Raw genomic sequence first — 11557 nt, forward strand, 5'->3', positions numbered from 1 at the left:
GCGCGCCACATGGCGCTCGCTGCCACAAGCTGCATCGAACGGGCGCGCCGCGCCCCACTTCAGGAATTGCCGTCATGACCGCAGGAAACTTCTTCAGCCAGAGCCAGCCGATCGCCTTCGCCGGCACCGACAGCCGCGATCCGCTCGCCTTCCGGTTCTATGACAAGGACCGGATGGTGATGGGCAAGCGGATGGAGGATCATCTGCGCTTCTCCGTCGCCTACTGGCATTCCTTCACCTGGCCAGGCGGCGATCCCTTCGGCGGCGAGACCTTCAACCGGCCCTGGATGCACGGCGGCGATGTGCTCGGCCTTGCCAAGCAGAAGGCCGATGTCGCCTTCGACATGTTCCGCCTCCTCGACGTGCCGTTCTTCGCCTTCCACGACGTCGACTTCGCGCCGGAAGGCGAGACGCTGCAGCAGTCGATCGACAACCTGAAGGTCATCACCGACATCTTCGAGGAGAAGATGGCGAGCGACCGCGTACGCCTGCTCTGGGGCACCGCCAATCTCTTCTCGCACCGGCGCTACATGGCCGGCGCCGCGACCAATCCCGATCCGGACGTCTTCGCCTATGCCTGCGGGCAGGTGAAGGCGGCGCTCGACGCGACGCATCGCCTCAACGGCGAGAACTACGTCTGCTGGGGCGGCCGCGAGGGCTACGAGACGCTGCTCAACACCGACATGAAGCAGGAGTTGGACCAGCTGGGCAGATTCCTGTCGATGCTCGTTGACTACAAGCACAAGATCGGCTTTGCCGGCCCGATCCTGATCGAGCCGAAGCCGAAGGAGCCGACCAAGCACCAGTACGATTTCGACGTCGCGACCGTTTTCGGCTTCCTGCAGAAATACGATCTCCTCGCCGACGTGAAGATGAACATCGAGCAGAACCACGCCATCCTCGCCGGCCATAGCTTCGATCACGAGGTCAAGCTCGCCTACGCCCACGATCTGTTCGGTTCGCTCGACATCAATCGCGGTGACGATCTGCTCGGCTGGGACACCGACCAGTTCGCCATGGACGTCAAGGAGATCACCCTGGTCTTCCACGAGATGCTGCAGCATGGCGGCTTCACCACCGGCGGGCTCAATTTCGATGCCAAGATCCGCCGCCAGTCGATCGACCCGGACGATCTGCTGATCGCCCATGTCGCGTCGATGGACGTGTGCGCCCGTGGGCTGCTGGCAGCCGAGCAGATGCTGGCCGACGGCGCGCTGAGCCAGCCGCTGGCGGACCGCTATGCCGGCTGGCAGGGCGAGGAGGCAAAGGCGATGCTCGCCGGCGAACGCACGCTCGAGACGATCGCCGACCGCGCGCTCGGCCTCGACCCGCAGCCCCGCTCCGGCCGGCAGGAATATCTGGAAGGCGTGGTCAACCGCTACGTCTGAACTTGAAGAGCGGGGGGCGATGATGAGCGACTACATCGCGATCATCCACAAGGACGCCGGAAGCGATTTCGACGTCGCCTTTCCGGACTTTCCAGGGTGCGTCAGCGCCGGGCGGACACTCAACGAAGCCCGCGCGATGGCGGAGGAAGCACTGGCTCTGCATGTCGAAGGCATGCGGGAGCAAGGGTTGGCGTTGCCTCCCCCATCATCGCGGGAAGCGGTGATGGGGGATCGCCGTCACCGTGAAGGCGTCGCGATTCGGGTGGCGGCGCCCCGGGACGAACCCGCCTGATCAGCCAGCAGACAAAGGATATTCATGACCAACTATCTCGGGCTCGACCTCGGCACGTCGTCGCTGAAGGCGCTGATCATTGGCGAGGACCAGCGGCCGATCGCCTCGGTCTCCGTGCCGCTCACCGTCGAGCGTCCGCATTTTGGCTGGTCGGAGCAGGATCCGGCCGCCTGGATCGCCGCCTGCCAGACGGCACTGGAGCGACTGAAGACCGAGCATGGCGAGGCGCTCGCCGCTGTCGCCGGCATCGGCCTCTCCGGCCACATGCACGGCGCGACGCTGCTCGGCGCCGACGAGACGGTCCTGCGGCCCTGCATCCTGTGGAACGACACCCGCAGCCACCAGGAAGCGGCCGAACTCGACGACGACGAATCCCGCGCCATCACCGGCAACATCGTCTTCCCCGGCTTCACCGCGCCGAAGCTCCTTTGGGTCGCCCGCAACGAGCCGGAGATCTACGCCAAGGTCCGGCGCGTCCTGCTGCCGAAGGATTATCTGCGGCTGTGGCTGACCGGCGAGGCGGTGTCGGAAATGTCGGACGCCGCCGGCACGGCCTGGCTCGATACCGGCCGGCGCGAATGGTCCGGCCGGATGCTGGAGAAGACCGGCCTGTCGATCGACCACATGCCGCGACTGGTCGAGGGCACGGAAGTCTCCGGCCAGCTGCGCCCCGAACTCGCCACCCGCTTCGGCCTGACGCCGGGCATCGCGGTCGCCGGCGGCGGCGGCGACAATGCCGCGTCCGCCTGCGGCGTCGGCGTCGCCGAACCCGGCACCGGCTTCCTGTCGCTCGGCACCTCGGGCGTCCTGTTCACCGCGGTCGCCGGCTATCACCCGGTGCCGGAGACGGCCCTTCACACGTTCTGCCACGCCATTCCGGGCCTGTGGCACCAGATGGGCGTGACGCTCTCGGCCGCCGGCTCGGTCGAATGGCTGTCGCAGCTCCTGAAGGAAGAGCCGGCGGCCCTCACCGGCGCGCTCGGCGAGGAACTCGGCGAGCCGGGGCGGCTGGTGTTCCTGCCGTATCTCTCGGGCGAGCGGACGCCGCACAACGATGCCGACATTCGCGGCGTCTTCGCCGGGCTCGACGCGGGCAGCGACCGCGCGGCCATGACCCGCGCCGTGCTCGAGGGCGTCGCCTTCTCGATGCGCGACAGCGTCACGGCCGGCGGCGGCACGTCGCCGCAACGGCTGATCGCCGTCGGCGCCGGCTCGCGGTCTGCCTATTGGCTGAAGCTCATGGCGACGGTGCTGGATACCGAGATCGCGCTGCCCGAGGCCGGTGATTTCGGCGCGGCCTTCGGTGCCGCCCGGCTCGGCCTCTGCGCGGCGACGGGCGAGGATCCGAAGAGCGTGATGACCGAGCCGCCGATCGCGCGCCGCTTCACGCCGGATCGCGACAAGGCCGACGCCTACGCGGCAGCCTATGAGCGCTATCGCCGGCTCTACCCGGCAGTGAAGGCGGCGATGGCCGGCTGAACCCTTCGGGCACGCGATGCGTCGGAAACGGAATGCTCTAAGCAAAAGGGGCGCCCTCTCGGCGCCCCTTTTGCTTCAGTCCTTCATCGCGCCGGGGCCGGGCGTCGCGCCTGGCGGGCACTTGCCGAGGATGATCATCCCGAGGACCTCGTCCTTGGTGACGTCGCCGGTCTTGGCGCCGCCGACCACCTGGCCGTTCTTCATCACCACGACACGGTCGGCGAGGTCGAAGACGTCGTGAATGTCGTGGCTGATCAGGAAGATGCCGATATCTTCCTTCTTCAGTTCCTTGATCAGCTCGCCGACCTGCGCGGTCTCCTGCGGCCCGAGCGCGGCGGTCGGCTCGTCCATGATCAGGATCTTGGCGTTGAACAGGATCGCCCGCGCGATGGCCACTGACTGCCGCTGGCCGCCGGAGAGCGCCTTCACCGGCTCCTTGAAGCGGCGGAAATTGGGGTTCAGCCGGCCCATGACCTTGCGGGCCTCGGCCTCCATCGCGCCGTCGTCGAGCGTTCCCCAGGGTGTCAGGATCTCGCGGCCGAGAAAGAGGTTCGCCGCGGCATCCACGTTGTCGGCCAGCGCCAGCGTTTGGTAGATCGTCTCGATCCCGTAGGCCTTGGCGTCGCGCGGATTGCCGATCGCGGCGGCCTCGCCGCGCACGAAGATCTCGCCGCTGTCGCGCTTGTAGGCACCGGACAGGATCTTGATCAGCGTCGACTTGCCGGCGCCGTTGTGGCCGAGCAGGGCAACGACCTCGCCGGGATAGAGATCGAGCGAGGCGCGTTCCACGGCATGGATGCCGCCGAACGAGATCGAGATGTCCTTCAGCTCGACCAGCGGCGCACCGCTGCGATCGACCGTGTCCGGGTGGCCGGGCCCGTGATCGGTGATGGCCTCCATCGTCGTGCTCATCCGGCCCTCCTGCGATAGACGGTATCGATCCACACGGCGACGACGAGGACGATGCCGACGACGATCGACTGCAGCGGCGAGTCGACGCCGAGAAGCACCATGCCCGACTGCAGCGACTGCATCACCAATGCGCCCAGCATCGCGCCGATGATCGTGCCGGCGCCGCCCGCCAGCGACGTGCCGCCGATCACCGCCGCGGCGATGACGTAGAGCTCGTCGAGCGTACCGAGCGCGTTGGTGGCGGCGTTGAGGCGCGCGGTGGAGATGGCCGCGCCGAGGGCTGCAAGGGCGCCCATCAGCATGAACACCTTCATCAGCACCCAGCGCGTATTGATGCCGGCGAGCTCGGCGGCTTCGGGGTTGCCGCCGATGGCGAAGACGTAGCGGCCGAAGCGGGTGCGCCGGGCGACGAAGGTCATCACGATGCCGACCACGATGGCGATGAGCACCGGCACGGCGACGCCATAGCCGATCTGCAGCCCGCCTTCGGGCGCCTCGATGCCCTGCGCCTCGGCGTAGCGACGGGCGATCGCCGACGGCCAGTGATAGCTGTTGAGGATCCAGGCGGCGCCGAGGATGACGGCACCGGCGATCGCCGCCATCGTCGCCTCCGCCCATACCGGCCGGAGCGGGAAACCGAAGCGCACGCGGCGGCGGCGGGCCATGACCAGCGATATCGCGACGGCGACGCAGGCGACGAGGGCGAGAATCCACGTCCAGGTCTCGCCGAGCGATCCCGTCGCGCCGCCGCCCATCAGCCGGAACGTGTCGTCGAGCGGGGCGACGGTGCGCCCCGAGGTCAGCCACCAGGCGCCGCCCCGCCACACGAGCAGTCCGCCCAGCGTGACGATGAAGGCCGGTACGCCGAGAAACGCGATGACGTATCCCTGCAGGCCGCCGATGGCGATGCCGATCATGACGCCGACAGCCAACGTGATGATCCAGCTGAACGGGTTGTTGAAGCCGAGCAGGCCGGGCAGGATGTCGACCTGCAGCGCGGCCATGGCCATGCCGGTGAAGCCGAGGATCGAGCCGACCGAGAGGTCGATGTTGCGGGTGACGATGACCAGCACCATGCCGGTCGCCATCACTGCGATAGAGGCGGTCTGGACGGTGAGGTTCCACAGATTGCGCGGCGTCAGGAAAATGCCGCCGGACAGGAAGTGGAAGACCACCCAGATGACCAGCAGCGCTCCGACCATGCCGAGCATGCGCGTGTCGATCTCGGTAGCGCGGATGAAGCCTTTGAGGCCGCCTTCGCCCTTGGCGCCGCCGGCGGTGGCCGTGGGTCCGGTTGTCGCTTGGCTCATGCCCGCCTCCCTGGCGGAGCTACGCGGCGCTCCCGGCTCTTGCCGCGGGGATGACGCATGCTCGGCTCGTTGCTTCTTGCTTGAACGCTATCGGGATCGGCACCGTCCGTCACGTCCGGCGGCGCCTCTTGTCCTCGACGCGCATCGACGGCCGCCCAAAGGCGGCCGCCTTTCGCTATGTCTGTCGACGGCTCAGCCGCAGGCCGGGACCGACGCTGCATCGGCGCCCTGGCAGACCACGTCCTTCGACACCCAGCCGGCATCGATGATGGTGCCGAGGTTTTCCTGGGTGATCGCCATCGGCGTCAGGAAGATCGACTGCATCTCGACGCCGTTCGGCCCGTCGCTGAAGGTCGTGACGCCCTCGATCGCGCTCATCTCGGTGCCGTCGGCGAGCTCGATGGCGATTTCCGCCGCACGCTTGCCGAGCTCGCGGGAATCCTTCCAGACCGACACGGTCTGGGTGCCGCGGGCGATGCGGTTGAGCGCGGCGAAATCGGCGTCCTGCCCGGAAACCGGCACGGAGCCGGCGAGGCCCTGGGCTTCCAGCGCGGCGATGGCGCCGCCGGCGGTGCCGTCGTTCGAGGCGACGACGGCGTCGACCTCGTTGTTGTTGGCGGTCAGGATCTGTTCCATGTTCTGCTGGGCGTTGGCGGGCAGCCAGCCGTCCGTGTAGCTCTCGCCGACATTCTTGATCTTGCCGGAATCGATGGCTTCCTTGAGCACTTCCATCTGGCCCGAGAACAGGAAATCGGCGTTCGGATCGGCGGCGGAGCCCTTGATGAAGGCGTAGTTGCCTTCCGGTGCGACCTTGAGGACTTCCTGGGCCTGGATGCGCCCGACTTCCTTGTTATCGAAGGTGATGTAGAAGGCGTCCGGGTTCTCGATCAGCCGGTCGTAACCGACCACCGGAATGCCGTTGTTCGCCGCGGCCTCGACTGCCGGGCCGATGGCGTCGGAATCCTGCGCCAGGATGATAAGGGCGTCGGCGCCCTGGCTGATCAGCGACTCGACGTCCGTGAGCTGCTTGGCGGCCGAGGACTGTGCGTCGGCGGAGATGTAGGTGGCGCCGGCGGCCTCGAGCGCTTCCTTGATGGCAGCCTCGTCGGTCTTCCAGCGCTCTTCCTGGAAGTTCGACCAGGACACGCCGACGGTCTTGCCCTCCTGCGCGGCCGCAGATCCGACGACAGCCATCGAGAATACCGCGCCGGCAAGCGCGAGCTTCAGATTCTTCATGGATTTTCCTCCCGGCGCGCAAGCGCCCGATCATTCGACGACGGCCCGTTCTCCCGGCCGATCGAGACTTTTTCCAAGCCTCGGAAAAAATGGTGACAGCAAATCTCATCCGTGTCAACGTGGCGACCACAGGCCTTGGGAACCCGCCGGGAGAGCGGGCCTTCGGCGGGAGGAAATGCCGCAAATGCTGGCCAAGACCGATGCCGACGACGTGCGCGCCCACAATCGCCACGCCGTCATCGACCATCTGAGACGCACCCCCATTTCGACCCGCAAGGCGGTCAGCGAAGCAACCGGGCTTTCCGTTTCGGCCGCTTCGGCGATCGCCACCGCGTTGCTGCGCACCGGCATCCTCGAAGAGGTGGACGACGACGGGCGGACGGCGCGGCGCGGGCGACCCGGCAAGGCGCTGGCGCTGGCTGCTTCCGCCGCGACGGTGGCGATCGGCAAGGTCGCCGTCGGCGAGGTTTCGGTGCGATTTGCCGACTACGCCGGCAATGTCCGCGGCGAGGCGCGGCGCGAATGCGATCTCTCCGATCTCGGGCGAGACGAGATCGTCGCGGCGTTGCTGGCGCTGCTCGACGAGGCCGCCGGCGAAGCGCCGCGGCCTGCCTTCGGCATGCTCATCGTCGCCGTGCAGGGCAAGACCGACAGCGGCCTTTCCCGCATCCTCTGGTCGCCGGCGCTGAGGGCGCGCGATCTCGACATCGCGACGCCGCTCGCCGCCGCTACCGGCGCCCAGGTCCAGGTCTTCAACGACTGCTCGCTGATGCCCGAGGCGTTTCGCTGGACTCCCGACTTCAGCGGCCGCGACTTCGCCACCCTGTTCATCGGCTTCGGTGTCGGCATGGGACTTCGGCTCGGCGGCTCGACCTTCCAGGGCCAGCGCTCCTCGGCGGTCGAGTTCGGCCACATCAACCACATTCCCGGCGGCGCGCGCTGCCGCTGCGGCAATCACGGCTGCGTCGAAGCCTATGCCGGCGACTATGCCATCTGGCGCCGGGCACATGGAGAGGCGGATACGGTGCCGACGCGCCGCATCAGCGACGCCGACATGCATCGCCTGGCGGCGCTGGCCCGAGAAGGGCAGGGCGCAGCGGCGACTGCCTTCGAGGAGGCGGGGCTGGCCATCGGCTACGGGCTCGGCCGGGTCTTCGCGCTGATCGACCCGCTGCCGATCGTCTTCACCGGCTCCGGCGCCCACGCCATGGACCTGCTGGAGCCGGCGATCCGCCGCGGCATCAGCGAGAGCGCGATTGACGGCTCCGGCGCCGATACCGCCTTCTCGATCGCCGAGGACGTCGACCAGCTGATCTTCTCCGCCGCGACGGCGCATGCCCTCGCCGCGCTCGACGACCGCTTTGCCCGTTTCGCCGGAACCGAGATCGAGGAGGCCGCCTGATGCTGTGTCGTATCGCACTCGCGGCGTTGGCCGCCGGACTGGCGCTGCCCGCCTTGGCAGAGGAGCCGGCCTGGAGCGAGAAGACCATCCGCGAACGCCTCGACCAGTCGGCGATCGCCGGGCCGATCATGGGGGAGGCCCTCGAGGACCTGGCACTCAAGGGCAAGGACCTCTTCGAGGCGCGCTTCACCGTGCTGGACGGCGCCGGGCGGCCGAACGCGACGCAGGCGATCGTGCCGACGGCGACGCGGCGGCCGGCCGAGCATGCCTTCCAGCGCCTCGCCGGCCCCGACGCCAATGCCTGCTCCTCCTGCCACAACGAGCCGGTGACCGGCGGGGCGGGCGGCTTCGTCGCCAATGCCTTCGTCTCGGAAGGCTTCGAGAGCGCCGAATTCGACACGCTCGACCCGCAATTCTCCAACGAACGCGGCACCAACCATCTGTTCGGTGCCGGACTGGTCGAACTGCTGGCCCGCGAGATGACCGTCGAATTGCGTGCCGGTCGGGCGGATGCGCTGCGCCGGGCTCGCGCGACGGGGGAACCGGTGCGGGTCACGCTCGTCGCCAAGGGCGTCGATTTCGGCCGCATCACCGCGCAGCCGGACGGCTCGGTCGACCTCGCGGAGCTGGACGGCGTCGACGCGGACCTCGTCATCCGCCCGTTCACCCAGAAGGGCGTGATGACCTCGCTGCGCCAGTTCACCGTCAACGCGCTGAACCAGCACCACGGCATCCAGCCGGACGAGCGCTGGGGCGCGCGCTGGACCGGCACCCAGGATTTCGATGGCGACGGATATCCGGACGAGATAGGCGCCGGGGAAGTCTCCGCGATGGTGGCGTTTCAGGCGACGCTGCCGCCGCCGATCGAGGCGGCGCCCGACGACCCGGCGTGGCGGGAAGCCGCGAGGCGCGGCCGCGCCGTCTTCGCCGAGCTCGGTTGCGAGACCTGCCATCGCCCGGCCCTGCCGCTGAAGAGCCTCGCCTTCCAGGACCCCGGCCCGGTCGACCTTGCCGGCACGCTGCGCGAGGGGGACGTCGAGCGACCCGCCGTCTACGACCTGGCGACGCTTGAATGGGCGGCGCGTCTGCCGCGCAATGCCAACGGGGACGTGCTGGTGCCGCTGTTCGGCGACCTGAAGCGCCACCGCATCGCCGACACCCGCACCGCCGACCTCGGCAACGAGACGCTGGCCCAGCGCTTCGTCGAGCGCGACGTGTTCATGACCGCCGAACTCTGGGGCCTTGCCGACACCGCGCCTTACGGCCATCGCGGCGACGTCACCACGCTGGACGAGGTGATCCGCGCCCATGGCGGCGCAGCCGAGGCGGGCGCTTCCGGCTACCGGGAGCTGCCGGAGGCCGACCGCTCGGCGCTGATCGCCTGGCTGAAGACGCTGTCGGTGGGGGAGTGAGCGAGATGGGAGCCTCTCGATATCCGTCGGAAAGTGCCGAGCGAGTTACCCCCCTCTGTCCTGCCGGACATCTCCCCCACAAGGGGGGAGATCGGCTTGCCGCCGAAGCCGCATCTCTTTCTCGTGTGCCGATCTTCGGCGGTCTCCGCCACAGGATTTCGGCGGACGCTGAAGGCCGCTTTGCTTTCCGTGACACCGGGAGCGTGGGGGCTTTTGCAGAAGAGGGCGAGACGACGAAGCTGCCGATCTCCCCCCTTGTGGGGGAGATGCCCGGCAGGGCAGAGGGGGGTAGGTCGAACCCGCCCTTCGGACCGACTGGATTCTCCGCGCGGCTCCTTACGCGCTTGGCCATCGCAGCGCTTTGCGGCCTGACCGCCACGACGGCCCAAGCCGAAACCGCACCCGGCTTCGCCGCCGACACGCCGCTCTTCCATGAGGAGGCGAAGGCGGCGGGCATCGAGCATGTCTATGGCGGGCCGTGGGAGTTCTTCGTCGGGGGCGGCGGCGCCGCCTTCGACTGCAATGGCGACCGTTTCCCGGACCTGTTCCTGGCCGGCGGCGCGGGCGAGGGCAGCTTCTACGTCAACCGCTCGCAGGCAGGCGGGACGCTCGCCTTCGAGAAGATCGCGCAGCCCGTCGACCCGAAGGACCTCGCGAGCGTCACCGGCGCCTATCCGCTGGACGTCGACCAGGACGGGTTCGAGGACCTCGTGCTGCTGCGGGTCGGGGCGAACATCCTTCTCAAGGGCGGGCCCAACTGCCACTTCGAGAAGGCAAATTTCGGCTGGGGCTTCGAGGGCGGCCGCGCCTGGACGACGGCCTTCTCGGCGATCTTCGAGCCGGGCGCATCCTTCCCGACGCTCGCCTTCGGCAATTATGTCGATCGCGCCGCGCCGGGCTCACCCTGGGGCACCTGCGCCGACAACGTCCTGATCCGCCCGCGCGAAGGCGCGACCGGGGCCCCCGACTATTCCGAGCCGCTGGCGCTGTCGCCCGGCTACTGCGCCTTGTCGATGCTGTTCACCGACTGGAACCGCTCCGGCGAGCCGGCGCTGCGCATCACCAACGACCGGCAATACTATCGCGGCGGCGCCGAGCAGCTCTGGCGGCTCGAGCCGGACCGGGCGCCGCGCCCCTACCGCAAGGCGGACGGCTGGCAACACCTGTCGATCTGGGGCATGGGCATCGCCGAGGGCGACGTCGACGGCGACGGCACGCCGGAATACGCGCTAACCTCCATGGGCGACACCAAGCTGCAGTTCCTCGACCGCGAGTTCGAGGACGCGCCGACCTATCGCGACGAGGCCTTCGACCGCGGCGCCACGGCGCACCGGCCCTATGTCGAGGACCAGGGCAAGCCCTCGACCGGCTGGCACGCCGAATTCGCCGATTTCAACAACGATACCGCGCTCGACCTGTTCATCGCCAAGGGCAATGTCGAGGCGATGCCGGACTTCGCCGCCTACGACCCGGACAATCTCCTGATGGGCGGTTTCGACGGGCGCTTCACCGAACGCGGCGAGGCGGCGGGCCTGGCGCTCGACACCAAGGGGCGGGGAGCTTTGGCGACCGACTTCAACCTCGACGGTGCGCTCGATCTGCTCGTCGTCAATCGTGGGCAACCCGCCAGCCTCTTCCGCAACCGCGGCGCCGCGACCGCCTTCGGCACGCGCCCGCTCGGCAATTTCCTCGAGGTCTCGCTCGCCCAGAAGGGTGCCAACCGCGCCGCCCTCGGCGCCAAGCTGGCCGTAAAGATCGGCACCAGGACGCTCTACCGGACGGTACAGGTCGGCGGTGGCCATGCCTCGGGCCGTTCCGGCTTCGTGCATCTCGGCCTCGGCACCGCCGAGCGCGCCGAGGTGCGGGTGCAGTGGCCGGACGGCGCGTGGAGCCACCCCTACCGGGTCTTCGCCGACAGCTTCGTCCTGATCGAGCGCGACGCGCCGGCGGCGCGCTACTGGTACCCGGACGCCGATCGTCCGGCCTTCGGCAGCGACGAGGCGGCGGCGCGCTGAGACTGGCCCCGACCTGCGGCGGGGCAATGTGCCGCGGCAATCGGCGCAACCCTCGTGTTCTTGCGGCACTTACGGAAAAGTGAGCACTTCCGCTCGGCATGCGGCACTCAC

At 68.6% G+C, this 11557-nt stretch carries 9 protein-coding genes; 6 read left to right on the forward strand and 3 right to left on the reverse strand.

The genetic code is table 11. The features are described from left to right. The first annotated feature begins 74 nt into the window (after positions 1–74). From xylA to xylB, 3 genes are read left to right on the forward strand one after another with little or no spacing between them, the layout of a single operon-like run. A complete protein-coding gene (gene xylA / locus GGR03_RS08925) occupies positions 75–1388 on the forward strand; it encodes a xylose isomerase (protein WP_183207293.1) in 1314 nt (437 codons plus the stop codon). 22 nt (positions 1389–1410) lie between these two features. Beyond that, positions 1411–1680: a type II toxin-antitoxin system HicB family antitoxin gene (locus tag GGR03_RS08930; RefSeq protein WP_183207294.1), complete on the forward strand. Its 270-nt coding sequence runs from the start codon at positions 1411–1413 to the stop codon at positions 1678–1680. Positions 1681–1704: 24 nt separating this feature from the next. Beyond that, the gene (gene xylB, locus GGR03_RS08935; RefSeq protein WP_183207295.1) at positions 1705–3159 is read left to right on the forward strand and encodes a xylulokinase; all 1455 of its coding nucleotides are present in this window, start codon (positions 1705–1707) and stop codon (positions 3157–3159) included. A 75-nt stretch (positions 3160–3234) separates the two neighbouring features. Here xylB and GGR03_RS08940 read toward each other — a convergent pair whose 3' ends face one another. The 3 genes from GGR03_RS08940 to xylF form a co-directional block, all read right to left on the reverse strand. Then, positions 3235–4059: an ATP-binding cassette domain-containing protein gene (locus GGR03_RS08940; RefSeq protein ID WP_246367834.1), complete on the reverse strand. Its 825-nt coding sequence runs from the start codon at positions 4057–4059 to the stop codon at positions 3235–3237. Between the two features lie 8 nt (positions 4060–4067). Further along, positions 4068–5381 (reverse strand): sugar ABC transporter permease, encoded by a 1314-nt coding sequence (locus tag GGR03_RS08945; RefSeq protein ID WP_183207297.1) that lies wholly within the window; start codon positions 5379–5381, stop codon positions 4068–4070. A 192-nt stretch (positions 5382–5573) separates the two neighbouring features. Beyond that, entirely contained in the window at positions 5574–6617 is a 1044-nt protein-coding gene (xylF, locus tag GGR03_RS08950) for a D-xylose ABC transporter substrate-binding protein (RefSeq protein ID WP_183207298.1), read from the reverse strand. Positions 6618–6801: 184 nt separating this feature from the next. Here xylF and GGR03_RS08955 point away from each other — a divergent pair, with 184 nt between their 5' ends. The 3 genes from GGR03_RS08955 (at position 6802) to GGR03_RS08965 (ending at position 11446) form a co-directional block, all read left to right on the forward strand. After that, positions 6802–8019 carry an ROK family protein gene (locus GGR03_RS08955; protein WP_246367757.1) on the forward strand — a complete coding sequence of 406 codons (1218 nt, stop codon included), beginning with the start codon at positions 6802–6804 and terminating at the stop codon, positions 8017–8019. Further along, on the forward strand, positions 8019–9431 hold the full coding sequence (locus GGR03_RS08960; protein ID WP_183207300.1) for a di-heme oxidoredictase family protein: 1413 nt from the start codon (positions 8019–8021) through the stop codon (positions 9429–9431). The genes GGR03_RS08955 and GGR03_RS08960 overlap by 1 nt, the downstream gene beginning before the upstream one ends. 344 nt (positions 9432–9775) lie before the next feature. Next, positions 9776–11446 (forward strand): CRTAC1 family protein, encoded by a 1671-nt coding sequence (locus GGR03_RS08965; protein ID WP_343058685.1) that lies wholly within the window; start codon positions 9776–9778, stop codon positions 11444–11446. The last annotated feature ends 111 nt before the right edge of the window (positions 11447–11557 follow it).

Origin of the sequence: Aurantimonas endophytica, assembly GCF_014196845.1 — a bacterium.
Lineage (GTDB): Bacteria > Pseudomonadota > Alphaproteobacteria > Rhizobiales > Rhizobiaceae > Aurantimonas > Aurantimonas endophytica.

What these genes read in the sequence shown, in the direction of transcription:
- xylA (WP_183207293.1), top strand. Translation starts at nt 75, where the DNA reads ATGACCGCAGGAAACTTCTTCAGCCAGAGCCAGCCGATCGCCTTCGCC.
- GGR03_RS08930 (WP_183207294.1), top strand. Translation starts at nt 1,411, where the DNA reads ATGAGCGACTACATCGCGATCATCCACAAGGACGCCGGAAGCGATTTC.
- xylB (WP_183207295.1), top strand. Translation starts at nt 1,705, where the DNA reads ATGACCAACTATCTCGGGCTCGACCTCGGCACGTCGTCGCTGAAGGCG.
- GGR03_RS08940 (WP_246367834.1), bottom strand. Translation starts at nt 4,059, where the DNA reads ATGGAGGCCATCACCGATCACGGGCCCGGCCACCCGGACACGGTCGAT.
- GGR03_RS08945 (WP_183207297.1), bottom strand. Translation starts at nt 5,381, where the DNA reads ATGAGCCAAGCGACAACCGGACCCACGGCCACCGCCGGCGGCGCCAAG.
- xylF (WP_183207298.1), bottom strand. Translation starts at nt 6,617, where the DNA reads ATGAAGAATCTGAAGCTCGCGCTTGCCGGCGCGGTATTCTCGATGGCT.
- GGR03_RS08955 (WP_246367757.1), top strand. Translation starts at nt 6,802, where the DNA reads ATGCTGGCCAAGACCGATGCCGACGACGTGCGCGCCCACAATCGCCAC.
- GGR03_RS08960 (WP_183207300.1), top strand. Translation starts at nt 8,019, where the DNA reads ATGCTGTGTCGTATCGCACTCGCGGCGTTGGCCGCCGGACTGGCGCTG.